The organism is Citrobacter sp. RHBSTW-00029, assembly GCF_014104295.1.
Lineage (GTDB): Bacteria > Pseudomonadota > Gammaproteobacteria > Enterobacterales > Enterobacteriaceae > Citrobacter > Citrobacter youngae.
Map to the genome: position 1 here is coordinate 1685021 of NZ_JABXRT010000001.1, position 25140 is coordinate 1710160.

The 25140-nt window shown below is 50.4% G+C and carries 24 protein-coding genes; 13 read left to right on the forward strand and 11 right to left on the reverse strand.

All coding sequences use genetic code 11. The annotated features are described in order from the left end of the window. The first annotated feature begins 51 nt into the window (after positions 1-51). From HV041_RS08330 to HV041_RS08340, 3 genes are all read left to right on the forward strand, one after another. Positions 52-327 (forward strand): metal/formaldehyde-sensitive transcriptional repressor, encoded by a 276-nt coding sequence (locus HV041_RS08330; RefSeq protein WP_003833178.1) that lies wholly within the window; start codon positions 52-54, stop codon positions 325-327. 32 nt (positions 328-359) lie between these two features. Then, complete coding sequence (locus tag HV041_RS08335; protein WP_048211575.1) at positions 360-1478, forward strand: S-(hydroxymethyl)glutathione dehydrogenase/class III alcohol dehydrogenase; 1119 nt, start codon at positions 360-362, stop codon at positions 1476-1478. Positions 1479-1647: 169 nt separating this feature from the next. Further along, entirely contained in the window at positions 1648-3336 is a 1689-nt protein-coding gene (locus HV041_RS08340; protein ID WP_061067959.1) for a methyl-accepting chemotaxis protein, read from the forward strand. 49 nt (positions 3337-3385) lie between these two features. Here the strand turns inward: HV041_RS08340 and HV041_RS08345 are convergent, their stop codons facing one another. The 7 genes from HV041_RS08345 to HV041_RS08375 all read right to left on the reverse strand — a co-directional run bounded on the left by HV041_RS08345 (position 3386) and on the right by HV041_RS08375 (position 10918). Then, on the reverse strand, positions 3386-4489 hold the full coding sequence (locus HV041_RS08345) for a pilus assembly protein FimA (RefSeq protein ID WP_168216364.1): 1104 nt from the start codon (positions 4487-4489) through the stop codon (positions 3386-3388). Then, entirely contained in the window at positions 4486-5073 is a 588-nt protein-coding gene (locus HV041_RS08350) for a fimbrial protein (protein ID WP_121584683.1), read from the reverse strand. The genes HV041_RS08345 and HV041_RS08350 overlap by 4 nt, the downstream gene beginning before the upstream one ends. An 8-nt stretch (positions 5074-5081) precedes the next feature. Beyond that, on the reverse strand, positions 5082-5624 hold the full coding sequence (locus HV041_RS08355; RefSeq protein WP_003843747.1) for a fimbrial protein: 543 nt from the start codon (positions 5622-5624) through the stop codon (positions 5082-5084). Positions 5625-5627: 3 nt separating this feature from the next. After that, the gene (locus HV041_RS08360) at positions 5628-8213 is read right to left on the reverse strand and encodes an outer membrane usher protein (protein WP_182294163.1); all 2586 of its coding nucleotides are present in this window, start codon (positions 8211-8213) and stop codon (positions 5628-5630) included. A 25-nt stretch (positions 8214-8238) separates the two neighbouring features. Next, positions 8239-8961 carry a fimbria/pilus periplasmic chaperone gene (locus HV041_RS08365; protein ID WP_165712377.1) on the reverse strand — a complete coding sequence of 241 codons (723 nt, stop codon included), beginning with the start codon at positions 8959-8961 and terminating at the stop codon, positions 8239-8241. 86 nt (positions 8962-9047) lie between these two features. Next, positions 9048-9605, reverse strand: coding sequence for a fimbrial protein (locus HV041_RS08370; RefSeq protein WP_121584680.1), 558 nt, complete (start codon positions 9603-9605; stop codon positions 9048-9050). 389 nt (positions 9606-9994) lie between these two features. Then, the gene (locus HV041_RS08375; protein ID WP_121584679.1) at positions 9995-10918 is read right to left on the reverse strand and encodes a LysR substrate-binding domain-containing protein; all 924 of its coding nucleotides are present in this window, start codon (positions 10916-10918) and stop codon (positions 9995-9997) included. 230 nt (positions 10919-11148) lie between these two features. Between HV041_RS08375 and HV041_RS08380 the strand changes: the two genes are divergently transcribed. From HV041_RS08380 to HV041_RS08395, 4 genes are all read left to right on the forward strand, one after another. Further along, positions 11149-12051, forward strand: a complete 903-nt coding sequence (locus tag HV041_RS08380; RefSeq protein ID WP_121584678.1) for a manganese-dependent inorganic pyrophosphatase — start codon at positions 11149-11151, stop codon at positions 12049-12051. Between the two features lie 123 nt (positions 12052-12174). Further along, positions 12175-13518: a VOC family protein gene (locus HV041_RS08385; protein WP_121584677.1), complete on the forward strand. Its 1344-nt coding sequence runs from the start codon at positions 12175-12177 to the stop codon at positions 13516-13518. Positions 13519-13711: 193 nt separating this feature from the next. Continuing rightward, positions 13712-15367, forward strand: a complete 1656-nt coding sequence (locus tag HV041_RS08390; RefSeq protein WP_121584676.1) for a glucan biosynthesis protein — start codon at positions 13712-13714, stop codon at positions 15365-15367. Positions 15368-15532: 165 nt separating this feature from the next. Next, positions 15533-15757: a YdcH family protein gene (locus HV041_RS08395; RefSeq protein WP_003020276.1), complete on the forward strand. Its 225-nt coding sequence runs from the start codon at positions 15533-15535 to the stop codon at positions 15755-15757. A gap of 66 nt (positions 15758-15823) precedes the next feature. Here the strand turns inward: HV041_RS08395 and alr are convergent, their stop codons facing one another. Beyond that, entirely contained in the window at positions 15824-17050 is a 1227-nt protein-coding gene (alr, locus tag HV041_RS08400; RefSeq protein ID WP_048211587.1) for an alanine racemase, read from the reverse strand. Between the two features lie 219 nt (positions 17051-17269). Here alr and rimL point away from each other — a divergent pair, with 219 nt between their 5' ends. Continuing rightward, positions 17270-17815, forward strand: a complete 546-nt coding sequence (rimL, locus tag HV041_RS08405) for a 50S ribosomal protein L7/L12-serine acetyltransferase (protein ID WP_048211588.1) — start codon at positions 17270-17272, stop codon at positions 17813-17815. Here the strand turns inward: rimL and ydcK are convergent. After that, positions 17807-18787, reverse strand: coding sequence for a YdcK family protein (ydcK, locus tag HV041_RS08410; RefSeq protein WP_048211589.1), 981 nt, complete (start codon positions 18785-18787; stop codon positions 17807-17809). The genes rimL and ydcK overlap by 9 nt on opposite strands. A 113-nt stretch (positions 18788-18900) precedes the next feature. Here ydcK and tehA point away from each other — a divergent pair, with 113 nt between their 5' ends. The 3 genes from tehA to HV041_RS08425 all read left to right on the forward strand — a co-directional run bounded on the left by tehA (position 18901) and on the right by HV041_RS08425 (position 21312). Beyond that, positions 18901-19902, forward strand: a complete 1002-nt coding sequence (tehA, locus tag HV041_RS08415; RefSeq protein ID WP_048211590.1) for a dicarboxylate transporter/tellurite-resistance protein TehA — start codon at positions 18901-18903, stop codon at positions 19900-19902. Next, on the forward strand, positions 19902-20498 hold the full coding sequence (tehB, locus tag HV041_RS08420) for a tellurite resistance methyltransferase TehB (protein WP_061067948.1): 597 nt from the start codon (positions 19902-19904) through the stop codon (positions 20496-20498). The genes tehA and tehB overlap by 1 nt, the downstream gene beginning before the upstream one ends. A 142-nt stretch (positions 20499-20640) precedes the next feature. Beyond that, positions 20641-21312: a DUF3313 domain-containing protein gene (locus tag HV041_RS08425; protein WP_182294164.1), complete on the forward strand. Its 672-nt coding sequence runs from the start codon at positions 20641-20643 to the stop codon at positions 21310-21312. Positions 21313-21347: 35 nt separating this feature from the next. On the opposite strand, the gene HV041_RS08430 is transcribed toward HV041_RS08425, so the two are convergent. Beyond that, complete coding sequence (locus tag HV041_RS08430) at positions 21348-22256, reverse strand: DMT family transporter (protein ID WP_061067947.1); 909 nt, start codon at positions 22254-22256, stop codon at positions 21348-21350. Between the two features lie 185 nt (positions 22257-22441). Here HV041_RS08430 and HV041_RS08435 point away from each other — a divergent pair, with 185 nt between their 5' ends. Continuing rightward, complete coding sequence (locus HV041_RS08435) at positions 22442-23311, forward strand: AraC family transcriptional regulator (RefSeq protein WP_048211594.1); 870 nt, start codon at positions 22442-22444, stop codon at positions 23309-23311. Here HV041_RS08435 and HV041_RS08440 read toward each other — a convergent pair. Beyond that, entirely contained in the window at positions 23294-24460 is a 1167-nt protein-coding gene (locus tag HV041_RS08440) for a benzoate/H(+) symporter BenE family transporter (RefSeq protein ID WP_048211595.1), read from the reverse strand. The genes HV041_RS08435 and HV041_RS08440 overlap by 18 nt on opposite strands. A 104-nt stretch (positions 24461-24564) precedes the next feature. Here HV041_RS08440 and HV041_RS08445 point away from each other — a divergent pair, with 104 nt between their 5' ends. Then, on the forward strand, positions 24565-25101 hold the full coding sequence (locus HV041_RS08445; RefSeq protein WP_048211596.1) for an XRE family transcriptional regulator: 537 nt from the start codon (positions 24565-24567) through the stop codon (positions 25099-25101). The last annotated feature ends 39 nt before the right edge of the window (positions 25102-25140 follow it).

Here is a 25140-nt window from a genome sequence, read left to right on the forward strand (position 1 = left end):
AAAGATGTAAAATTACTGATACTATAGGGGGGTATGGTATCTGGAGGGCGTATGCCGCATTCACCTGAAGATAAGAAACGCATTCTCACCCGTGTACGCCGTATTCGCGGCCAGGTTGATGCGCTTGAGCGCGCGCTGGAGTCCGGCGAGCCGTGTCTGGCGATCCTGCAACAAATTGCCGCTGTGCGCGGCGCATCCAATGGCCTGATGGGCGAAATGGTTGAGATCCACCTGAAAGATGAACTGGTCAGCGGGGAGACTACCCCAGACCAGCGTGCTGTGCGCATGGCTGAAATCGGCCATCTTCTGCGCGCTTATCTAAAATAACACCATCACCTCGCAATAATGGGAAGAGACAAATGAAATCACGCGCAGCAGTTGCATTCGGCCCCGGTCAGCCGTTAAAAATTGTCGAGATCGACGTCGCACCGCCAAAGAAAGGTGAAGTGCTGGTTAAAATTACCCACACCGGCGTGTGCCATACTGACGCTTTTACGCTCTCTGGCGACGATCCGGAAGGGGTGTTCCCGGCGGTACTCGGTCATGAAGGCGGGGGTATCGTGGTTGAAGTGGGTGAGGGCGTCACCAGCCTGAAACCGGGCGATCATGTCATCCCGCTGTACACGGCAGAATGTGGTGAATGTAAGTTCTGTAAGTCTGGCAAAACTAACTTGTGTCAGGCCGTACGGGCTACCCAGGGTAAAGGCCTGATGCCGGATGGCACTACGCGTTTTTCTTATAACGGCGAACCCATCTATCACTATATGGGTACCAGTACCTTCAGTGAATACACCGTTTGCGCGGAGATCTCGCTGGCGAAGGTTAATCCGCAAGCTCCACTGGATAAAGTGTGTCTGCTGGGCTGTGGCGTCACCACCGGGATCGGAGCGGTCCATAACACCGCGAAAGTGAAAGAAGGCGATACCGTGGCCGTATTTGGTCTGGGCGGTATTGGCCTGGCGGTGATTCAGGGCGCGGTACAGGCGAAAGCCGGGCGTATTCTGGCCGTTGATACTAATCCGGAAAAATTTAAGCTGGCGGGTGAAATGGGCGCGACCGATTTCATCAACCCGAACGATTACGATAAGCCGGTGCAGGACGTGATTGTTGAGCTCACCGACGGTGGCGTGGACTTTAGCTTTGAGTGTATCGGCAACGTTAACGTGATGCGTGCGGCGCTGGAGTGTTGCCATAAAGGGTGGGGTGAAAGCATCATCATTGGCGTGGCGGGTGCTGGTCAGGAGATCAAAACACGTCCGTTCCAGTTAGTAACCGGGCGCGTGTGGCGCGGTTCCGCGTTTGGCGGTGTAAAAGGGCGCACCCAGTTGCCGGGTATGGTCGAAGAAGCAATGAGCGGAAAAATTCAGTTAGATCCGTTTATTACGCATCGCCTGCCGCTGGAGCAGATCAACGACGCGTTCGATTTAATGCATCAGGGTAAATCCATCCGTACCGTTATCCATTTTGGTGATAACTGATTCATTGGCCAGCGGATTTCACCGCTGGCACTTTCCTGAATTTCTTTGAATGATGTTGTGAAAGTGTGACGAATCCGGCGCTTTTCACGGTAAGTAAACTTCCCGGATTGCCGATGACTATCTAACGGGCGTGTTTTCACGCATAAACCCTACAAGAGAGTCGACGGTCATGGACAACACTACATCGATGCAAGCCCAGCATAAACTGGGCTTTCTGCATCAAATCCGGCTGGTTCCGCTGTTTTCCTCCATTCTCGGTGGCATCCTTCTGCTGTTCGCCTTAAGTTCAGGGCTGGCAGGTTATTTTCTTATGCAGGCCGATCGCGATCAGCGCGATGTAACCGATGAGATTCAGGTTCGGATGGGGTTATCTAACAGCTCTAACCACTTACGCACCGCGCGTATCAACATGATCCATGCTGGTGCGGCGAGCCGTATTGCTGAAATGGATGACATGAAGGCCAATATTGCCGAGGCAGAAAAACGTATTAAGCAATCGCAGGACGGTTTTAATACCTATATGGCGCGTGCGGTGAAAACCACTGACGGAGAGGCGTTAGACGCTGAACTGAGCGCCAATTTCAAAGCCTATATCGACGGCTTACAGCCTATGCTGAAGTACGCTAAAAACGGTATGTTCGAGGCGATCATCAACCATGAAAATGAACAGGCCAGACCGCTGGACTCTGCTTACAACAAGGTGTTGTTAAAGGCGATCGATATTCGTACCGCCAGGGCGAATCAGTTAAGCGAACAGGCGCACCAACGTACACAGCTTGGCATGGCCTTTATGCTGGGTGCATTCGTTCTTGCGCTGGCGCTGACCGTGATGACGTTCATTGTTTTGCGCCGTACCGTTATTCATCCTTTGTTACGTGCGGCCCAGCGCATTGAGCAAATTTCAGCGGGCGATCTGACGATGCCGGAGGAACCAACCGGGCGCAGCGAAATTGGTCGCCTGAGCCGTCATCTGCAAACAATGCAACGATCGCTTGGGAAAACGGTGGGCACGGTACGTCAGGGGGCGGAAGAAATCTACCGTGGTACCAGTGAGATTTCTGCGGGCAATACCGATCTTTCTTCACGAACTGAACAACAGGCCGCGGCGATTGAACAAACGGCGGCCAGCATGGAAGAACTGACGGCTACGGTGAAGCAAAACGCCGACAACGCGCATCATGCGAGCACGCTGGCGGAAGATGCTTCCGGCAAGGCCAGCCGGGGCGGTCAGATGGTCTCTGGCGTGGTTAAAACCATGGGGAATATCTCAACAAGTTCGAAGAAAATCTCCGAAATTACCGCCGTTATAAACAGCATTGCCTTCCAGACCAATATCCTGGCGCTGAACGCAGCGGTCGAAGCGGCGCGGGCAGGCGAACAGGGGAGAGGGTTTGCCGTCGTAGCCAGTGAGGTACGTACGTTAGCAAGCCGCAGCGCCCAGGCGGCAAAAGAAATAGAAGGATTGATCAGCGAATCAGTCCGACTGATTGACCAGGGATCCGGAGAAGTGGTCGCGGCAGGCAATACGATGACGGATATTGTCGATGCGGTAAAACGTGTCACCGACATTATGCTGGAAATTGCGGCGGCCTCTGATGAACAAAGCCGGGGTATCGTCCAGGTAAGCCAGGCGATTTCAGAGATGGATAAGGTCACGCAGCAAAACGCCTCACTGGTTGAAGAAGCATCGGCCGCTGCGGCCTCTCTTGAAGAGCAGGCCGCACGCTTAACGGAAGCCGTCGGCACATTCCGTTTAACCGGGACAAGCGCAATTAAACGCGTTACACCTGCCGTTAATCCATCGGTTTCACTGCCAAAATCAAACACGGTAAATACGGATAACTGGGAAACATTCTGACAGGTCAGTCATCCGGTAATACGATTCTTTGTATTACCGGATTTCTTATTTATTTGTACGTCGCGCTGAGGGTGCCTACGGCGGTGAAGGCTCCGGGGGTGTAGTCATCACAGGTACTGTTGTTGCTGGCGGAGGTACAGGTGAGTAATCCGGCCATGGTGATATCTTTCGCCGTTACGATGGAACCAAAGTCGATGGACACTGAAGAATTTGTGTCATTCGCCGACAGATATTGCCGGGACGATCCCTCGTAAGAAACCGCCACTCCCCGTCCGCCCGCTGCTGAGGTGCCAGTCGTGGTATTGGCGAGAATAGACAACCCGCTATTATCATAAGCCGCTTTGGTCGACGTCAGTTTAAGGGTAACCCCTGAAGCATTAACGCAGTTGCTATTTTTCAAGGTGAAGGTTTTTCGTGGTTTGTCATTACCCACATCGCCAAAGTCGATGGTGGTGGGGGAAACGGATAGGTTACAGGTTGGCGTAGTAAATTTAACGGTGAAAGAGGACGCGTTTACATTAATTTTCAGTTTTTCGCTGTCACCGTTATCAAGCGAACCCGCACGAAATGTTCCGATTAGGCCTGTTTGAGTAGGATGAGCATCACCAACCGCCGTCACTGTACCGTATTGCCAAATTTCAATTGTTGCGTATATTGAAGTGTCATCGTTATTACCACTAAAATCCAACAGGCGGGTTTCTGATGTTGAGTCAGGTAAATATGCTTTATAAGAAGACCCTCTGTTCGGATCTGTAATGTTAACTGAATAGTAAATTCCTGGGATATTGGTCGGCCAAAAAACTCTATAATACGAATAGCCGGTTCCTTGATAAGTGCCGGATTTCACACCTGCCGTATTTGAAACATCTGTCCATCCATACCAATCGGCACCATCATTCCCGGTACCGCACTCAAGAAGAGCAACCCTAATTTGGGGGAAACTACCTAATAAAGTGAGTGCAGTATTTGATGGATTAAAATTAGTTACAGTAAATGTACCTGCACTAAGAATTTGAGATTGATTATCGGGTTGAAAACTGCATTCGTAAGCAAGAACGGGGCGGACACAAACGCTTAATATTAGTAATCCGGTAGCAACAATTAAACGCATAACAACTGGGCTCATAGTTACTAATCTCTGTTTAATAGTCATTTATAACTCACGCTAATTTGTACCTGGCTTAATACCCCACCTGGGGTGACCGGTTTTGATGAATCTATTTTCTGGAAGCGGGCGCGCAGGACAGGAAGGACTTTATTGCCATCGATACCAATATAGTTACTATCGATAATAACTTCGGAAGTATTGTCTTTATTTAAAACATTTTTTCCGCCATAAAAAGCGACAACGCCAACATTACCTGCTGCGGTTGTTGATTTAACTCGCCCTGTTGGCCCAGTATATTCATTAGGGAAGATCTGGTTACCGGTTAGCTGCGCCTTTTGCGGTTTGATGCTCATTACCAGAGATTTGGCAACGGACCCTGAGTCGCAGCTCAGAGTAAGCATTTGCCCTGCTAAGGTTACGTTTCCCTGCGTAGTGGCAGATAAATCCGCCCATGCGCCACCCGCAGAGAATTCGCTTGCGTCCAGGTCACCTAAATCTATATCAGAAGCGGCGATATAACAGCTACCGGTAACCAGTTCTGCCTTTACCGTTAATACATTGGTATTGGTACTGATTGCGGCCCATAGCGGCGTGGATATCAGCAATAAGGCTATTGGTAAAAATTTCATGGTGGCTCCTACTGATAGGTGGTGGTGAACGTCAACGAACCGTTGAAGGTGCCACTTGTCGCGGTGGTTGAGTAAGACGTCGGACGCAGAGATAAAACCAGGTTCAGGGCCTTATTGGTGCGCTCAGTCGAGGTCCAGTCAAACGGCGTACTGCTATTGAGAACTAACAGAGAATTTGGGGAGCCAGAACGATACAAAACCGCTGCGGCCCCGTTATTCCCACCATAGAGTTCGGTTGGATAGCCGTTGTACCACGAAGAGGCTTTAATACCCGTTTTCATCCAGGTAACCGTCTGGTTTGTACTGGATCCGATCGTGCAGTTGCTGTACTGCAACGAAAAATCTTTCAGCGTATTAGCGCCCTGAGCTTCCAGTTCTGCGCGGGTTAATACACCAAAATCAATGGTCTGGTTCACCGCTTTGCTTGAACCAACAACAATATTGACGGTGCAGGTCATAGCAAGCAAATTGGCCTTAAAGTTAACCACGACATCCGCCGCAAAGAGATGCGGGCTGCATAATAGAAAAGAAACAAGCATTACCTGGCGCATAAGCTACTTCCCGGATCCTGGCATTTGGCAGACTAACGTCTCCAGACGAATTGATTTTCCGATCATCGCGGGCGCGTCAGGGATCTGGTAGGTTACATCGCAGTAGCTTGCCGTGTCGCTCCCCCAAATAACCTTCAGGCTGCCACGTTGTTCGATCCCGCGTAAAAAGGCGCGGCCCGCCTGACCTATTGCGCCAACGGATTTTCCCTGCTCATTGAGAATGTTCGCGCCCAATGGAATGAAACTGTTATCACTACGTCTGAGCGTGACAAACACCGATTGACCTTGCTGGGTGGCGAAGGTGACTTTCACCACGGCACCATCGCGCGGAACCACGGCGGCGGAGGTATTTTTCACTTCGACGTCCGCCTTGATGGTGCTGAGATCCAGTCCGACGGTATTCTCGGCATAAGGTGAAAGACTGGTGGCAACTGCGTATCCGGCACTGTCAATCTCACCATACCCATTGGTGGTGGTCGCGCCATCTGCACCTTGCGCTTCAATAAGGGCTATGGCGCTTTGTGCGTTGACATTACCCGGTAAGAGCGTCAATCCACCGCTGTGTAACAGCACACCGCCGTTATTGTTTAGGGAATACTGCTGGTTATGATTTTTATCGACCGTAGCGGAAACGCTGGTTGCTCCATGCGCGCCGTTATAGGTGGAATATCCGCTGACGGAATAGGTGTCTTCTCCCTGACTGGCCTGGTTAGCGGTGGTGCTGAGGCTGTAGTTCCATTTATTGTTGCTACTGTTGCCGCTGGCCGTACTGGTGAAACCGTTGTTGCCGCTAAAGTCGCTATTGGCGCTGAGGTTCAGACTGGAGAAGGCTGGTTGATCGTTTTGAGCGTTGCTACCAAAAGGAATACTCAACCCAACGTACAGGCTGTCATCTTCATCGCCCCATTCGTTATAACTGCGCTGCAGCGAGATATTCCACGAGATGGAGCGGAAAGTGTTGCTGTAGCCCAGCGAATACTGAGACGTTTTGTCTGAGCTACCCCAGTAACTCGTCCAGGTGCCGCTGAGATAAAATGAACCGTAATCTTCGCCGTTAAGGTTGATAGGTTGATTGACGTTAGCCTGAAGCTCATTTTTGGAATGGCTGTAGCTGTTGCGATACGCATCGTTACGGTTAGTATCGTGATCATCGCTATAACTATCGATGCTATTTTGCAAAGAGATGACGTCATTAAGCGAGAGGTAATCTTTGGTGCTGTATCGATAGGCGCTAAAGCTGAAATTGGTCTGTGTTGCGTCCAGCACATTACTGTAGCTTACACGGTAACTCTGCCCCTGCAGAGTGCCAATATCTTCAAGTGAAGCGCGAGAGTGGATAACATCGACTGCGATAGCACCAAGACGCGTATTCATCGCCAGACCCAGCATCCCCGCCAGATAGTCTTCTTCCATTGACTGTATGCCGCCATACAGCGTGAAAATATCGCTCAATCCATAATTACCGTTAGTGGTGAGCACCCAGGGAGAATCGCTGTTGTCATCGTTGTCTAATGTCCCAACGGCAAAATCCCAGTCAACTTCACCTTTGGTCATTAACTGAGCAACAGAGGCATACGGTACGGTGAATAACCGTTTTGACCCATCAGCTTCTTCCACGGTAACGTCGAGGTCAGCGCCGTTGATTGCCACATAATAATCTTTCAGAGCAAAAGGACCTGGGGGAACGGTGGTTTCATAGATGATGCGCGACTGCTGTCGTACGGTAATTTTGGCATTACTGTTGGCCACGCCGTTGATGACGGGAACGTAGCGACCGTCATGTGGATCCATGCGTTTGTCGTTATACAGATGTACGCCTTTAATGCCGATACTATCCAGGACTTCGCTGCGAGAGGTGACCTGGCCCAGTTCCATTTGTGCCCGGAGAGGGGGTAAATCGCGAGCCAAATAGAGGTCGTAGTTGTCCCAGGTCGCGCTATCGTCTTTTGCCCAGTTCAGCGCGCCGCTGGAGCGTAACCTCCATGCTCCCAGATTGAGACCATAGCCGAGCCCCAGATAACCACTGTCAGAGGCGCTACCGTCGTTTTCACTGTGGTAGCCACTGAAGCTCCAGTTCAGTATTGCAGCAGGAATACCGGCATCCCAACGTGCGGGGTTGACATAACCCGCAGGGTGGCTGACGAGAAACAGCTGCGGAATTGTGAGCATCAGGATCTGTGAATTAGGATCGTAACTCACGCTGGATGAGGGGTAATAATCCGCCAGTATATAGCATTGCGATTCACCTTCGTCCGCATCTGCCGTGGGGAGTTTGCTTACATCAACGTTTGCTTCATCGAGCACCTCACGAGTCAGGCAGGGAGACGCGTTCGGGGTGTGGTTGTCAATAAACTGGATCTTTGCAGTTTGCTGTTGCTCACCGTTAATCCAAACGGAGACGGTATAAATACCGGGTTTCACCGGGTTGCCGCGCGCATATTGTGACACGTCGATTGTCGATTTTTTACCTGCATTGCTGAAGATAAAGTCATCGTTGAATTCAATGTAATTATCGTCAGCAAATCCTGTCTGACAAATAACCAACAATATCCATACAGAGGTAGCCATGCGGCGTTTTGACATCGACATTAGGGCAATCCTTGCGCGAATTTTACTATTTTCCTGTTGCGTCAACGTTACCACCGTAATCATTGACAGCAGTCCATGACACGGATTCAAAACGCGGGGTAGTGAGTGATTTCACTTCATAGCTTGCGCTGGAAAAGGGGGCGACCATATCGGGTTCAATGCTGTATTTTTTACCCCCAGAGATAATCTTCGCACCGACCAGCGAGACAAAGTAAGGGGAGTCATTTTTCGCCGTCGCCCAAACTTGTTTACCTTGGTTAGCAAGGCTCCATTTCAGATGTTGGATTGCGTCATCCGCCGAACCTGGAAGGGATGCCGGGCGATAAAATACTTTGATGCGGGTTTTCAGCGCGATCTGCAGTTGATTCGATTTGGCGGCATCTTTATTTTTGCCGGGGATTTCAAGTGCATTAAACCAATACACGCTTTCACGATCGGTAGGTAACGGTTGACCGTCCCAGTTTAAGCGTACGGTCAATCCCTGTTTAGGATCGACCCGACTTACCGGGGGGGAGGCGATAAAAGGAACGTTTAAGGTTTGCGGATCAACATCTTCATGACCATCGTCTAACCAGGACTGGACTAATAAAGGTTGTTGCCCCTGATTCACCATTTTAATGAGCGCCTCTTTCGCGTCGGAAGGGTAAATGACACGGGTAGCGTTAATCACTATGCTGGCGACTGACGAATAGCTAAAAGAGATAGTGGTAGAAAGTATAATTATTCTGAATGTATTTTGTAGATTCATATCATTTATATCTTGGTTAAATAGCTGCAACCTTGAATTAAAAGTTGCAGCAGAGTTATTAACTAATGTTGATCTTATACAGCTTGTTAGGGGTAGGTTGTTACAAAGGTGGTATTCGCTTTCACTACACCAACAGTCGGCGTACCAGAACCTGAATAGATATAACCAACGGTGTAATTAAATTCAGCACCGTTGGTGGAACTATAAGCGGCTTCAGATTGCGGTGTGGCTGATGTAAAATCGATAATGGTACTGGTTGCGGTATCTTCTACCTGGAAACCCGCATCTTTGTCTCCTGCTGCAGTATTTAACAATGCTTTGCTGGTGCTGTTGTAATTACCGGAGGTTGAAAATTGCCCTTTTACTTTACCGCCCGCTGGTTCAGTGGCGCAGTTTTTAACGGTGATCTGAAATTTGGTTTTCATCGCAGGACTGCTGACAGCCGCTTGCATCGCAGAAACGGTGATATCTGGCAGTTTGACTTCTTTGGAAGCAGAAATACCATCAATACTGACATCACAGGTTGATGATGTAATGTTTCCTGCAAAATCAATGTTTGCAGAATCAGAACCAGCCGCCTGGGCCTGAAAAGCAGCCCCTGCGATCAGAAGCGCTGCTGCACTTAAACAATTAACAAATTTCACGTCATTTTCCTTAATAACAAATTAAATAGCGAAGGCATTATATATCCCGAGATTCTGACTGGATAGCAGGTGAAGTTGGGGTTGGTTTTTTTTAAGAATTTGATTAGGGGCAAAAGCTAATTATTTAATGTAAAATTTTAATTAAATTGATTGGATTGATTTTTTTATTCCTCATTGAATTCTAAAGGAAAATTTATAGATGTAAGTTTGTGTAGAGAATTTCATCCGCCATTATTCGACAGAGATATCATCAATAATAAGCATTGCTTAATTTACTTGTAAGGAAAAATACGCTTTTAGCTGTGTTTTATGACGGTTTTACCGTCCATATATTGAACATTTACATGGGGTGGGCCTGCCGGTAATAACAGACCCAATCATCAATACGATTAAACAGGTACGGTTTTGCGTATTGCGGCGATAAGGATCTGGGCGGCCTGAGAGAGTTGCACATCGACACGAGTAAGAATACCGATGGGTTCACCCGCACCGTGGGTGGGAATTGGCAATGACACCAGCGTTGCCTGGCGCAGATCTTCTCTAACCGCGCCTGAAGGGACAAACCACACATAGTCGTAATCAACCGTCAGTTGACGGGAGAGCGATGCTGACAGCGTTTCAATACAACCCGGCGGCATTTTACAGCCCTGACTTTGCAACAATGCCTCAGCATGCTGGCGAGGGGCGGTTCCTTTCGGCGAAACCACCACTGGCCACTCAATCACCCGGCTCAGTGTGATGGTTTCCTGTAACAATGGATGGTTAGGACGCACGACCAGTTTGAGCGATTCCAGAAATAACAGTTCGTAGTTCAGACCGACCATCAATTCCTGATCGGCCATACGGCCAATACCGAGGTCGATCTCCCCGGATTTTAAACCGGCCAGTATCATGGGATTACTCATGGTGGCAACTTGCAGAGTAGTCTCCATTTGCTGCTTATGGAACGGACCGATTACCGCCGGAAGAATACCCAACGCAGCTGTTGGCAAGGCACCAATACGCACGACATCATTCTGAGATTCTTCACGATGATTTAATGCCTGCCCGGCAGTGTTGAGTGCATCAAGCACTCTTACCGCATGGGTAAGAAACTGCTCGCCGGGCAACGTTAATTGTGCACCAAGGCGACCGCGTTCAAAGAGTCGGGTTCCGGTCAGTTGCTCCAGTTCGTTCAGTGTTTTGGAGAGGGCTGGTTGACTCAGGTTAAGGGTTTCGGCCGCACGTCCCAACGTTCCCTGTTGGGCAACGGCGACAAAAGTATGAAGATGGCGCAAGCGAATGCGCTGATTGAACAGAACATTTTTTTCCATAAGCGATGTTAAAAACAGAGCCGTATTGGTGACAAGTGAAGTTGTTTGTTTTTGATAACTTGATAGCAAAATATTATTAACATTTAACGCGTTTTACTTACAACTGATTTATTTTGCTTATGTTTTGTACAGCATGACCGCGTAGTGGGATCATGGAAGGGAATGTAGCCAGTCGTTATACTCGGACAATTGTTCGCTTTTTCATCATCCATCATCACAAGGCACTGACCATGATCCATGTAATAGGGCACCTTAACCCCGATAGCGATGCCATTTGCACCGCGGCAATGACAGCTCGCTGGCTTACGTTACGCGGCCAGCAGGCGACGGCATGGCGTCTGGGCGAACCGAACCGCGAAACGCAATTTATCTTTGCGCATGCAGGACTGGACATGCCCGAACGACTCTCGTTTCCGCTGACCGATCAGGATGTTTGGGTGGTAGATTTCACCGAACCGACACAGGGGCCGGAATCGCTGTCTGAGAGCAATGTCGTTGGTATCATCGACCATCATCGACTCGGCGGATTAGTGACTCGTCTTCCTCCAGAGGTCTGGGTCAAACCTGTTGGCAGCAGTGCGACGTTGTTGTGGCAACTGATGGCGGATGACGAGCGCAGTCAGCTGTCGTCTGCGGAGGCTTTTTTGCTACTGGGGGCTATTTTAAGTGACACTGTCACGCTTCGCTCGCCGACTACTACACCGGATGACAGCCAGGCGGTGGGGGCTCTGGCCCAAAAAACGGGTGTGGATCTGGACGCTTTTAGCCGTGATCTGTTGTCGGCCAAAACCAGCGTCGAAGACATGAGTGCCCGTGAGCTGCTGCATAAAGACATTAAAACGTTCACCATTCATGGGCATAAAGTCTGCGTGGCGCAACTCGAGCTGTATGCATTGCGCCAGGTTGACGGTATGCTGGACGATCTCCGCGAGGAGATGACCCGTTATGCTGAGGAAAATCAGGCTGCGCTGGTGGTACTGATGCTGACGGACATCAATCTTGGCGATACCAGACTGTGGTTCGCTGGATCTGAGTTGTCAGAGTTACCGCAACCCTGCAAGGTCGAAGGCATGCTCAGTCGTAAAAAACAGATGTTGCCATGGCTGGAACGTCAGTTAAAACCGCGTCAGTAAGCTTCAGTTCACTGCCTTTGTGGGTGGGGGGAATTTATGCGGGATCACAGTTTGTAAATTCTTCCCACCGGACTCAGCGGCGTTTTCTACACTCCAGGTAATATTCACTGGAGGCATGACATTATGGCGAACACCATCACGGCTGATGAGATTCGGGAACAATTTTCGCAGGCAATGTCAGCAATGTACCAGCAGGAAGTCCCGCAGTATGGCACGTTGCTGGAACTTGTCGCTGATGTGAATCTGGCGGTACTGGAAAATAATCCGACGCTGCATGAAAAACTGGCCAATGCGGATGAACTGGCACGGCTCAATGTTGAACGCCATGGGGCAATTCGGGTCGGTACTGCGCAGGAGTTGTCTACACTACGGCGGATGTTTGCCATTATGGGGATGTATCCGGTTAGCTATTACGATCTCTCCCAGGCCGGCGTCCCAGTCCATTCCACGGCGTTTCGTCCCATCGACGATGCTTCGCTTTCGCGCAACCCGTTCCGGGTATTTACCTCGTTATTACGCCTCGAATTAATCGAGAACGCGGTGTTGCGCCAGCAGGCAGCGGAGATCCTTGCAAAGCGTGATATTTTCACGCGTCGTTGTCACGAACTGCTGGATGAGTTTGATGCACAGGGTAGTTTCACACCCGCACAAGCTCAGGAATTTGTGCATGAAGCACTGGAAACGTTCCGTTGGCATCAACACGCCACCGTAGATGAACAAACGTATCATGCCTTGCATAACGAGCATCGACTGATTGCCGATGTGGTGTGCTTCCCTGGTTGTCATATCAACCATCTGACGCCGCGTACATTGGATATCGATCGGGTGCAGTCGATGATGCCGGAGTGCGGTATTGCACCGAAAATTCTCATTGAAGGCCCACCACGGCGCGAGGTGCCTATCTTGCTGCGCCAGACCAGCTTTAAGGCGCTGGAAGAACCGGTGTTGTTTGCCGGCGAAATGCGTGGGACTCACACAGCACGTTTTGGCGAAATCGAGCAACGTGGTGTGGCGCTGACGCCAAAAGGCCGGGCGTTGTATGACGAACTGTTGAGTAAAGCGGGGACGGGGAAAGATAACCTGACGCACCAGTTGCATCTTCAGGACGTGTTTAAGGCGTTCCCGGACAGTGAGTTTCTGTTGCGCCAGCAAGGGCTTGCCTGGTTCCGTTATCGCCTGACGCCGTCGGGCGAGGCGCATCGGCAGGCTATCCGTCCGGATGACGACCCGCAGCCGCTCATTGAGCGAGGGTGGCTGGTTGCGCAACCCATCACCTACGAGGATTTTTTGCCCGTGAGCGCCGCAGGGATTTTCCAGTCTAATCTGGGTAATGAAACGCAGGTGCGCAGCCACGGTAATTCCAGCCGCGATGCCTTTGAACAGGCGCTGGGCTGCGCAGTATATGATGAGTTTGCGTTGTATCAGGAGGCAGAAGAACGTAGTAAACGGCGGTGTGGTTTACTTTAACTGAATTTACACGGGATTCGGCCTGTTCTCATCGACATAAAATATTTTCGATTTTGTACAGATAATCGTCGACCAACAATTGGATTATTAATGAATTTTGTCTAGAGTGAGCGGTCAGAAATGTGCACTCTCTTGCCGCAGATTTTGACCGGCGCGGGACCATTTACACGACCAGAAGGACTCACTTTCAGGCATGAATCGCAGACGATTTATTAAAGGTTCAATGGCAGTGGCCGCCGTGTGCGGAACCAGTGGTATTGCATCACTCTTTTCCCGCGCCGCCTATGCGGCAGAGTCTGACATTGCAGACGGAAAAACCGTACGTTTTGATTTTTCCGTTCTGCAATCGATGGCCCATGATTTAGCACAGAAACCCTGGGGCGGCGCGCCGCGCGCATTGCCGGATACGCTGGCTAAACTGACGCCGCAGGCTTACAACAGTATTCAGTACGACGCAGAACAGTCACTGTGGAACAACGTTGAAAATCGTCAGCTTGACGCGCAGTTCTTCCATGTGGGAATGGGCTTCCGTCGCCGCGTACGCATGTACTCGGTTGATGACAGTACGCATATGGCGCGTGAGATCCACTTCCGCCCGGAGCTTTTCAAGTACAACGATGCCGGTGTGGATACCAAACAGCTGGAAGGGCAAACCGATCTCGGTTTCGCCGGTTTCCGCGTGTTCAAAGCGCCTGAACTGGCTCGTCGCGATGTCGTGTCTTTCCTCGGTGCCAGCTATTTTCGCGCCGTAGATGACACCTATCAGTACGGTTTGTCGGCGCGTGGTCTGGCGGTTGATACGTATACCGACAGCAAAGAAGAGTTCCCGGACTTCACCGCATTCTGGTTCGAAACGGTTAAACCGGGCGCCACTTCATTTACTGTTTATGCACTGCTCGATAGCCCAAGCGTGACCGGCGCGTTTAAGTTTGTGATCCACTGTGAGAAAACGCAGGTGATCATGGATGTACAGAATCATGTCTATGCACGTAAAGACATCAAGCAACTCGGTATTGCGCCGATGACCAGCATGTTCAGCTGTGGTAACAATGAACGCCGGATGTGTGACACCATTCACCCGCAAATTCATGACTCCGACCGTCTGGCGATGTGGCGGGGCAATGGCGAGTGGATCTGCCGTCCGCTGAATAACCCGCAAAAACTGCAGTTTAATGCCTATACCGATAACAACCCGCGCGGATTTGGCCTGCTGCAGTTGGATCGTGACTTCTCCCACTATCAGGACATTATGGGTTGGTACAACAAGCGCCCCAGCCTGTGGGTCGAGCCACGTAACCAGTGGGGCAAGGGAACCATTGGCTTAATGGAGATCCCGACGACTGGTGAAACGCTGGATAACGTCGTCTGCTTCTGGCAGCCGGAGAAGAAGATCAAAGCCGGCGATGAACTGGAATTCAAATATCGCCTGTACTGGAGCGCTCAGCCGCCGGTGCGCTCTCCGCTGGCTCGCGTGATGGCGACCCGTACAGGTATGGGCGGCTTCCCGGAAGGATGGGCGCCGGGCGAGCACTACCCGGAAAAATGGGCACGACGTTTTGCCGTTGATTTCGTTGGTGGAGATTTAAAAGCCGCCGCGCCGAAAGGTATTGAACCGGTAATTACGCTTTCGAGTGGTGAAGCGAAACAGATTGAGATCCTCTACGTTGAACCTATCGACGGCTACCGCATTCAGTTTGACTGGTATCCGACTTCTGACTCAACCGATCCGGTAGATATGCGTATGTTCCTGTGTTGTCAGGGCGACGCCATCAGTGAAACCTGGCTGTATCAGTACTTCCCGCCAGCGCCGGATAAACGTCAGTACGTTGACGACCGCGAAATGCGTTGATCCTCACCGTTATGGCTCTCCTGACGGGGAGCCATGTTCGTCATTTTCTTAAAAAATTCTGTACACTATTTACTCGATCCTGCTCGCATTTTTCCCTGACTCAAACCGATAAGCTGAAGGTGTGTATTTCTTATACACGTTCTTGTCCACTAACAGGGAGAAAGTATGTTTCCAGAATACAGAGACCTTATTTCCCGACTGAAATCCGAGAATCCTCGTTTTCTGTCCTTATTCGAAAAACACAACAGCCTTGATCATGAGATTTCCAGACTGGAAGGTTCGGATGGTCGGGGATACAGTTTGGACATTGTTCGTCTTAAGAAACAGAAACTTCACCTGAAGGAAGATTTGCTCAAAATTTTGCAAAGAGAGAGTGTCAGTGAGAGCTAAATAGTACTGTTCTCACTGTGTAAAAGGGCTTCCAGCGAGAAAAGGAAGCCCTTCCTGTTTTAGGCGTTAATCGACCATCACGCGTTTGTTTGTCGCCCCCCAGAGGATCGACATTTCAGTGAACAGCGCGCCGCTAATTTCTTCGACTTCTTCTGCGCTCACCTGCGCATTTCCCTGTTTACCGAATAACACCACTTCATCGCCGGAGGCAACCTGCGGTAGATCGGTCACATCAACAATCACGGTATTCATGGATGTTTTACCCAGTACAGGAACCCGCTGGCCGTGGATCAATACGTGCCCCACGTTACTGAACACGCGACGATATCCATCAGCATAACCCGTCGGAATATTGGCAAGAACGGAATTACGTTTAAGGGTATAGGTTCTGTCATAGCCGACGGTATTTCCTTTGGGGTAATGGTTTACCGACGCGATTGCGGATTTAAACGTCATGACGCGTTTGTATTCGGTGCTGGCAATGGTATCGCCATAAAAAATACCGCCAACACGCACCATGTCGAGCCAGGATTCAGGAACGGTCAGGGTGGCGAACGTATTCGCGACATGCAGGGTGACATCTTCGCGCTTAAGCCCGGTAATTTTGAGTACCTGGGCCGATTGCGTATTGAAACGGGCCAGATCGCGTTTAACCACCGCCGCATCTTCTTCCGGGAAATGTGACATGATGCCAACAATTTTCAGACCGGGTAACGTGGAAATGGCGCGGGCCTCTTCCAGACCTGCCGCGGTGCTGACTTCCAGACCGTTTCGTGACATACCGCCAGAGTTCAGGGCCAGATGAATACGAATCGTTTTCCCTTTCTCCTGGGCAATTGCACTCAGACGTTTAGCCATATCCAGATTGCCAATCAGCTCTTCGGTATCAAAATCCGCCGCCTGGCGCATCTCTTTTTCCGTCGCGTTGCGAACGCGCATCAGCTGCGATGTATAGCCTGACTGACGAACAATGCTAATCTCCTCGTTGCTGGCGATGCCAATACACTGCACACCGTTTTGCATCATCACCGGCGTAACCAGTGAGAGATCGTGGCCATACGCATCGCCTTTAAGAATGGCGCACATCCGGGTTTTGTCTCCCAGCAGTTGCTGAACCTTATGAATGTTATATTCCAGCGCGCTACGGGAAATTTCCAGCGTGGTATTATCTACAACCGGTTGTTTGTTAACGGCAAAGGGGACAGGACCCGCTTGCGTGGTGGGGACGGGTTGGTGACAGGCGGTAATCAGTAAAAGCGGAATAAGTGCTAAACGACCCAAAGGTGCTGCCATGCTTGCTCCTTAGCAATAGAATGAAAGTGTTGTTGTCATCATTACGGCCTATCCAGGCATGGGATAACCGGACATCCAGAGTAACGGCTTCCGCGCCAGAGATTGTTTCTAAGTGATTGCTGTTACAGCATAAAAATATGACATCCACGGCGCTAAGCAGATTAATATCGGCTACTGCCAGTCAGAAATCCCCCGTTTACAATCGCCAAGGAGATAAACATGTCAGAAATTATTACCGTCAGTGACACGCTGGAACTGCGGGCAGTAGAAGAACAACACGTCACGCCTTTGCATCGACTGGTGCTCAAAAATAAAGTGTGGCTCCAGCGGTCGCTGAACTGGCCGCAGCTTGTCGAATCTGAGAACGATACGCGTAAGAATGTGCAGGGGAATATGATGTTGCACCAGCGTGGCTACGCCAAAATGTTCCTTATCTTCAAACAAGGTGAAGTGGTTGGCGTTATTTCATTTAACCAAATAGAACCGCTGAATAAAGCGGCTTACATTGGCTACTGGTTGGATGAAGTTCATCAGGGACAGGGTATTATGTCCCGGTCGCTACAGGCACTGATTCATCATTATGCTCAGCGTGGCGAGATCCGTCGGTTCATTATTAAATGCCGCGTCGATAACCTGGAAAGTAACCAGGTGGCGCTGCGCAACGGTTTTCAGCTGGAAGGGTGTTTAAAGCAGGCAGAGTTTCTCAATGATGGTTATCATGATGTGAATCTCTATGCCCGTATCATTGATAGCGTTTCAGAATAAACCGGCGAGGGGGGTGCGCGTAATACGCTGTTCGCCGTTGATCACTTTTGGCCCGCGCAGATGGATTGCATCACCATCAAAGGCTTCAACGTGGGCCTGACCGGTTATCTCAATATGATGCTCGATCAGCACTTCACCCAGAATACAGGCGTGGCCTTCAATCAGGATGTGTCCATCCAGCAAGAGTGGCCCGCCGCGTAATTTTGCATGCCCCCCGACCAGCACATGGTGTTTCAGGATACAGTTACCTTCAACCACCGCATGCTCAGCCACCTGGGAGCTATAGCGCAGGGTCGGTATCGCATCTTCATCGGTACCAGCGATGATGCGGGCGTTGCCGTATACCTTCGCACAATCGCAGATCCAAACGTTATTTTCCTCATTACCCTCGATGCGGGCACAATCAAAAACCTCGGCGCGATGTTCAATAAAAGCGTAGTCAATGGTTGCATCGCCATAGATCTGCACCTGATGCACAATGCGTGAATGGTTTACGGTTGCGCGATCATATATTTGTAGGGGCTGGTCACTTTCACGGGTTAACCCTTTGGCGGCGATGACTTCGGAGCCTCCCAGAACACGTGCATCGCCCGACAAAAAACATTCGCCACGTACAACAGAATTTTGAATGGTGACGTTGTCACGTATTTGCGCGCCATGGCTAATTTCAGCCCGATCTATCCATACGGCACCGCCAATCTGTGCGCCATCTCTGACCACGCTGGCCTGCGTAATGCGGGCATTTCCAGAAATGGTTGCCCCCGCAAATGCCATCGCGTTCTCATCGTAAATCCAGCAATCACCGCACTGCGCCAGTACGGCTTCATTATCAATCCAGCCACCAGGCGTGCCGGCCGGAACATCATTAAAATCGATCAGTGCAATTATCTGGCGTAGTAATACGCTTCTTTTGTTGCCATTATCCTGATAACTGAAGGAGCGAGGTTCGTCGCTCAGACGGTATTTGGTCATAGCTCATTTCCGTGTTGCGTACCTTAGTTAAACGTAGCAAAGTTTTCCGTACTGGCTAAATCGCCATAATTTCCATAAAATGCATTTCAAATATACTTTAAAAAATAAACAAAATGAGTAATAACAAGCATAGTGATCGGGTCCTTAATCTTCCGGCCGGTTATTTTGGCATGGTACTGGGCATCATCGGGATGGGATTTGCGTGGCGATATGCCAGTCAGGCGTGGCCTGTGAGCCACTGGATAGGCGATGGGTTAGTCATCCTGGCCATGGTCATTTGGGGGCTGCTGACGCTGGCCTTTTTTAGTCGTTTACTGCGTTTTCCGCATAGCGTTTTGGCGGAGATTCGTCATCCAGTGATGAGTAGCTTTGTCAGTCTGTTTCCGGCCACAACCATGCTGGTCGCGATTGGTTTTGTCCCGTGGTATCGACCGCTGGCGCTTGGCTTGTTCAGCATTGGGGTCGTTATCCAACTGGCGTACGCGGCCTGGCAAACGGCAGGATTATGGCGCGGAGATCACCCAGAAGAAGCCACCACACCGGGGCTGTATTTGCCGACTGTCGCCAATAACTTTATTAGCGCAATGGCATGTGGTGCGCTGGGTTTCAACGACGCAGGACTGGTGTTTTTGGGCGCAGGGGTATTTTCCTGGCTCAGCCTCGAGCCGGTGATCCTGCAGCGTTTACGCAGTTGCGGCGAGCTGCCAACGGCATTACGTACCTCGCTTGGCATTCAGCTGGCACCTGCGCTGGTCGCCTGCAGCGCCTGGCTTAGCGTCAACGGCGGCGAGGGCGATACGTTGGCCAAAATGCTGTTTGGCTATGGTCTGCTGCAGCTGCTGTTTATGCTACGCCTCATGCCGTGGTATCTGTCTCAGCCGTTTAATGCGTCTTTCTGGAGCTTCTCGTTCGGCGTGTCGGCCCTGGCGACAACGGGGCTGCATCTGGGACACGGCAGCGAATCAGGATTTTTTCATATGCTGTCGATCCCTCTGTTTATTTTTACCAATGTTATCATTGCATTATTACTGGTACGTACGTTTGCATTGTTGATGCAGGGGAAACTGCTCATCCGCACGGAGCGTGCTGCATTACTGAAATCTGAGGATAAATAATGACCCTTTGCGACGAAAACTACTTTACTGAGAAATACGATCTAACCCGTACGCATTCCGATGTCGTTGAAGCGGCGAAAATTGTTAAGCCAGGCAAAACGTTAGACCTGGGCTGCGGTAACGGTCGAAATAGTCTGTACCTTGCGGCAAACGGCTATGATGTGACAGCATGGGATAAAAATCCCATGAGCATCGCTAACCTTGAGCGTATCAAAGCAGCCGAAGGGTTGACTAATCTGCAGGCAAGCGTCGCGGACCTTAATGCGTTGAGTTTTGATGGTGAATACGACTTTATCCTGTCTACCGTAGTGCTGATGTTCCTCGAAGCGAAAACCATTCCGGGGCTTATCGAAAATATGCAACGTTGCACGAAACAGGGTGGATATAACTTAATCGTTGCGGCGATGGATACCGATGATTTCCCGTGCACAGTTGGCTTCCCGTTCGCGTTTAAAGCGGGGGAATTACGCAACTATTACCGCGGATGGGAGCTGCTGAAATATAACGAAGACGTGGGGGAACTGCATCGTACAGACGAAAACGGCAATCGTATTAAACTGCGTTTTGCGACTATGCTGGCCCGCAAAATCGGCTGATGGCCCACGCTCTGCGTTCAGCATTTTTTGTGCTGAGCGCAAAAATAAAATTGTGCGGCGCTTACCATTTTTCGCACATCCAAAATGATTTCCTTTTGCTATTATTTCAGATGCATATCTGCAAATACTAAGGGATCGTTCCATGCGTGCTCAAACTTTATTTAAAGTTGCAGTGCTTACGGGTTTACTGGCGTTATCAGGCTGTGCGTCAAAAATCACGCAGCCAGATAAATATTCAGGTTTTTTAAAAGATTACTCTGGCCTGAAGGAAACGAAATCGGCAACAGGACAGCCTGTGCTGCATTGGGTTGATCCCAACTTCAATGAGTCCAAATATGACAGTATTGTGTATAACCCGATAACCTATTATCCGATTCCTAAACCAACGACTCAGGTTGGGCAACAGGTGTTGGATAAACTGTTGAGCTATACCAATACGCAAATGAAAACCGCCATTAGTAAACGTAAACCCCTGGTGACGACCCCCGGCCCGCGCAGCCTGATTTTCCGTGGCGCGATTACCGGTGTCGCAACCAGCAAGGAAGGGCTGCAGTTCTATGAAGTCGTTCCGGTTGCGTTACTCGTAGCGGGGACACAAATGGCGACAGGTCACCGCACCATGGATACTCACCTCTATTTTGAAGGTGAATTGATCGATGCGGCAACCAATAAGCCGGTGATTAAAGTGGTACGTCAGGGTGAAGGCAAGGACCTGAACAACGAAAGTACGCCGATGGCGTTCGAAACGTTGAAGAAAGTTGTTGATGACATGGCGACAGACGCCTCCATGTTTGATGTCAACAAAAAACAGTAATGCTGAGCGCACCATCTTTTGATGGTGCGCTTTTTTTATGCCGTCCGACGACGGTACAGCAGTTTCCCCACTAACGCCTCCGGGCGTGCAAACATCACCAGATTACCCAGCAAAATCAGCACTAATCCGGCAATTGCGTTAACCTGCCAGACGTATCCTTCATACAATGTTGACAGCGTCAGCGCGACCAACGGGAAAAGTAACGTACTGTAGGCGGCCTTACTCGGACCGATGCGTCCTACCAGTGTGAAATAGGCGCCGAAAGCAATCACCGAGCCAAAAATAGCCAGATATAACAGCGCGCTAAGATAGCTGAACGTCCACTGCGGCGTGAAGTTGTCCTCGCGCACCAGTGCAATGATGGCAATTAGCAAGGTACCGTACAGCATGGCCCAGCTGTTGGTAGTCATCACTTCAAGCCCTTTTTTCTGATGGCGCAGGCTGATCATATTGCCCAGGGAAAAACCAAACGTTCCCAGAGCGCTTAAACCAATACCCAACAGCAGCGTATGATTCAGGCCGCTATTGACCAAATCCTGCCAGAACAGGGTGATGATACCCGTCAACCCCAGCGCCGCGGCGAAATAAAAGCGTATCGGTGGTTTTTGACCAAAAAATACAAAACTATTCACCGCATTGAACAGCACGGCCATCGAGAAAATTACCGACTCCAGACCGGTATTAATCCACGCTGCGGCCGTGTAAAAACACCAGAAATTGAAGCAAAAAACACACCCGCCCTGTAACAGACAAAACAGGTGGTCGCGTCCGGAGAGCTTACGCAATTTGCCGCTGAACAGTAAGAGAAGGATCATCACCGAACTGGCGACCGCAAAGCGCCAAAAGATAGAGACCGGGGCAGCTACCGGACCTTGCTGCAGGTAAATGGCAATCCATGTCGTTCCCCATATCACGACCACCAGGCAGTACAACAATGCGTTCATACATCTCTCTCATTTTTGTATTGAAGCGCACACAGTGTCATGGCTGGCCGGGGCTGGCTTTCATCTGATTGCGGCAGACTTGCAAAATCTTGCGCTTTTTTTCTCGCGAAAGTGAAAAGGAGGCTGTTAACAACATGTAGCTGATATAGACTGAAAGCCTGCTAACTTATTTTGAATGTGATGGTATGTCTCAGCCCTATGGCGCCTTTGAAAACTTACGCAAACATAATGCCGTGCTGCATGAGTCGGTTGCGTTACATTCGGGGATCCAACTGGCGGCGTGGTCGAACAAGCGCGACACCATCACTCAGTATTGCGATCACCACACGCTCAGTTTATATATCGCGGATGGCTACGAAAGCTATCACAAGACGGCAGGGGGCTGGAAAAACGGCGGCGGCCCGGATCGCTTCTGCCTGATGCCGAAAGAGAGCGAATCCAGTTGGGATATTCGTGACGATCTTTCCTTTGTACATCTTTATTGTACCGACGCGCATCTGCGGGAAGTGGGTGAGAAAGTTTGGGACAAAAGCCCTTACAACTTCACGCTGGACGAACATACGTTCGGCAGCGATCCGGGGATCACGGCGGTTTATCGCCAGTTTTTACTGGGTAATGACTGGCAGCAACCGGCTAATCATCTAACGCTCAGCGCGGCATCTTCGCTGTTGCTGACGCATCTGATTCAACATTACAGCAACGTTCAATGGCGGCCGCCGGTGGTAACCGGTGGGCTTGCGCCAGCCACATTGCGCAATGTGCTGGCCTATATTGACGCACATCTGGCCTACCCAATGACCCTCAGCGATTTGGCAGGCGAAGCGGCACTAAGCGATTTCCACTTTGCCAGAATGTTTCGCCAGTCGATGAATATGGCTCCGCATCAGTATGTTATGCAGCGTCGTATGGCGCTGGCGCAGCAACTGGTCCGTTATTCTTCACGTAGCTTGTCGGATATCGCGATGGCTTGTGGATTCAGTTCAGCAAGCCATTTTAGCAATCGGTTTAAGCAGATGACGGGCAAGACGCCAACGCAATTACGTGCGTCGCGATAATCTCAGCGTGGCATAACATATCCCTCCGGCGATTAATCCCCAGAAAGCAGAGCCAATCCCCATTAAGGTCAAACCACTGGCAGTAACCAGAAAGGTGACGATGGCAGCATCTCGTTCCGCTTCATGAAGCAATGCCTGATACAGACTACCGCTAATCGTACCGAGTAAAGCAAGGCCAGCCAGCATCTGGATCCAGCTTACGGGCAGGGCCGCCATCAGTCCTGTGACCGAACCACCAAATACACCAGCCAGAAGATAGAAAACGCCTGCCGATGCGGCAGCGAGCCAACGTCGTTTGGCATCAGGATGTGCTTCGGGACTTTGGCAAATTGCCGCGGTTATGGCGGCAATACAAATAGAGTAAACGCCAAAAGGTGAAAACAGCAGCGCTAACAGACCAGTGAAGACAATCAGCGGTGAAACGGGCAAGGAATAACCTGACGCTTTCATGGTGGCAATGCCAGGAGCATTTTGTGATGCCATGGTAACCAGGAAGAACGGCAATGCGATGCTTATACTGTGTGCAAGAGAAAAGTGGGGGGTGATGAATTCAGGCATCACCGGAGATAAATTAATGTTGTAAGTGACAATGTCACCTTTTAGCAGTGCGATGGCGGTACCCACCAGCATGGCAGCAATGACGGCGTACCTGGGCGCGACAACTTTTAACACCAGCCACGCCAGCAGCATGCTGCCGCACAGCAGAAGCTCATTATTAAGACTATTAAATGCCTGCAAACCAAAACGCAGCAGGATCCCAGCCAGCATTGCCGACGCCAGTGAGTGTGGGATTATCTGCATCAGACGTGCAAACAACCCCGTCACACCACACAGGACTATCAGCGCGTTAGCAACAATAAAAACGCCGATAGCATCCTGAATGGTCACGCCTTGCAGACCCGTAACCAGCAGTGCAGCACCGGGCGTAGACCAGGCGGTCAGGATGGGAGCACGATACCACACTGACAATGCCAGCGTACTCACGCCCATCGCGATTCCCAGTGCGGTCATCCAGCCCGCAATCTGCCCGGTCGTTGCGCCTGCGGCAACCGCCGCTTGCCAGATGATGGCTGCTGAACTGGCATAGCCGACCAGCACGGCAACAAAACCCGATAAAACGGTGGGCAAAGGGATTAATAATGTGCGCATAGCGACTCCGCGTGCGTTATAACGGTCATTCACTGTAGCACTGTGCGTTATAGCGTACAAGTGATAAGCTGATGGACAGAAACAGGAGATAGAGGAAGGCGACAATGGACAATTTAACCCACTATCTGGCTACCACGCTCCGGACATTACGTCACCAGCGGGAATGGAGTCTGTCGCGTCTGGCAGAAGAAACGGGTGTCTCCAAAGCCATGTTGGGGCAGATAGAACGCAATGAATCCAGCCCAACAGTGGCGACGCTATGGAAAATTGCCACCGGACTGAACGTGCCGTTTTCGACGTTTATTTCACCACCAGAGTCAGAAGGCACAGCGACTTTTGATCCCCAACAGCAGGCAATGGTAGTGACACCGCTGTTTCCATGGGACCCACAACTCTGTTTTGACCATTTTTCAATATTGCTGGCACCGGGGGCGTTGAGTGAATCTACACCGCATGAAACCGGTGTGATTGAGCACGTAGTGGTGATTAGTGGCCTGCTGGATATGTGCATTGACGGACAGTGGCGAACCATTAAATCGGGTGAGGGTGTCCGTTTTGCGGGTGATACTGCACATAGTTACCATAACAGCAGCGAACAGACGGTTCACTTTCATTCCCTGATCCATTACCCACGCGGTTAATCGGGAAAACTATTCCGAAATGTCGCGCTTCTGACTACA

Bases quoted from the DNA above. Each gene is read 5' to 3' on its own strand.
- HV041_RS08390 (WP_121584676.1), top strand. From the start codon at position 13,712: ATGAATCGCAGACGATTTATTAAAGGTTCAATGGCAGTGGCCGCCGTG.
- HV041_RS08435 (WP_048211594.1), top strand. From the start codon at position 22,442: ATGTCTCAGCCCTATGGCGCCTTTGAAAACTTACGCAAACATAATGCC.
- HV041_RS08445 (WP_048211596.1), top strand. From the start codon at position 24,565: ATGGACAATTTAACCCACTATCTGGCTACCACGCTCCGGACATTACGT.
- HV041_RS08350 (WP_121584683.1), bottom strand. From the start codon at position 5,073: ATGAAATTTTTACCAATAGCCTTATTGCTGATATCCACGCCGCTATGG.
- rimL (WP_048211588.1), top strand. From the start codon at position 17,270: ATGTCAGAAATTATTACCGTCAGTGACACGCTGGAACTGCGGGCAGTA.
- HV041_RS08335 (WP_048211575.1), top strand. From the start codon at position 360: ATGAAATCACGCGCAGCAGTTGCATTCGGCCCCGGTCAGCCGTTAAAA.
- HV041_RS08440 (WP_048211595.1), bottom strand. From the start codon at position 24,460: ATGCGCACATTATTAATCCCTTTGCCCACCGTTTTATCGGGTTTTGTT.
- HV041_RS08340 (WP_061067959.1), top strand. From the start codon at position 1,648: ATGGACAACACTACATCGATGCAAGCCCAGCATAAACTGGGCTTTCTG.
- HV041_RS08330 (WP_003833178.1), top strand. From the start codon at position 52: ATGCCGCATTCACCTGAAGATAAGAAACGCATTCTCACCCGTGTACGC.
- HV041_RS08360 (WP_182294163.1), bottom strand. From the start codon at position 8,213: ATGTCGATGTCAAAACGCCGCATGGCTACCTCTGTATGGATATTGTTG.
- HV041_RS08355 (WP_003843747.1), bottom strand. From the start codon at position 5,624: ATGCGCCAGGTAATGCTTGTTTCTTTTCTATTATGCAGCCCGCATCTC.
- HV041_RS08425 (WP_182294164.1), top strand. From the start codon at position 20,641: ATGCGTGCTCAAACTTTATTTAAAGTTGCAGTGCTTACGGGTTTACTG.
- HV041_RS08395 (WP_003020276.1), top strand. From the start codon at position 15,533: ATGTTTCCAGAATACAGAGACCTTATTTCCCGACTGAAATCCGAGAAT.
- HV041_RS08385 (WP_121584677.1), top strand. From the start codon at position 12,175: ATGGCGAACACCATCACGGCTGATGAGATTCGGGAACAATTTTCGCAG.
- ydcK (WP_048211589.1), bottom strand. From the start codon at position 18,787: ATGACCAAATACCGTCTGAGCGACGAACCTCGCTCCTTCAGTTATCAG.
- alr (WP_048211587.1), bottom strand. From the start codon at position 17,050: ATGGCAGCACCTTTGGGTCGTTTAGCACTTATTCCGCTTTTACTGATT.
- HV041_RS08380 (WP_121584678.1), top strand. From the start codon at position 11,149: ATGATCCATGTAATAGGGCACCTTAACCCCGATAGCGATGCCATTTGC.
- HV041_RS08345 (WP_168216364.1), bottom strand. From the start codon at position 4,489: ATGACTATTAAACAGAGATTAGTAACTATGAGCCCAGTTGTTATGCGT.
- HV041_RS08430 (WP_061067947.1), bottom strand. From the start codon at position 22,256: ATGAACGCATTGTTGTACTGCCTGGTGGTCGTGATATGGGGAACGACA.
- HV041_RS08375 (WP_121584679.1), bottom strand. From the start codon at position 10,918: ATGGAAAAAAATGTTCTGTTCAATCAGCGCATTCGCTTGCGCCATCTT.
- tehA (WP_048211590.1), top strand. From the start codon at position 18,901: ATGAGTAATAACAAGCATAGTGATCGGGTCCTTAATCTTCCGGCCGGT.
- tehB (WP_061067948.1), top strand. From the start codon at position 19,902: ATGACCCTTTGCGACGAAAACTACTTTACTGAGAAATACGATCTAACC.
- HV041_RS08365 (WP_165712377.1), bottom strand. From the start codon at position 8,961: ATGAATCTACAAAATACATTCAGAATAATTATACTTTCTACCACTATC.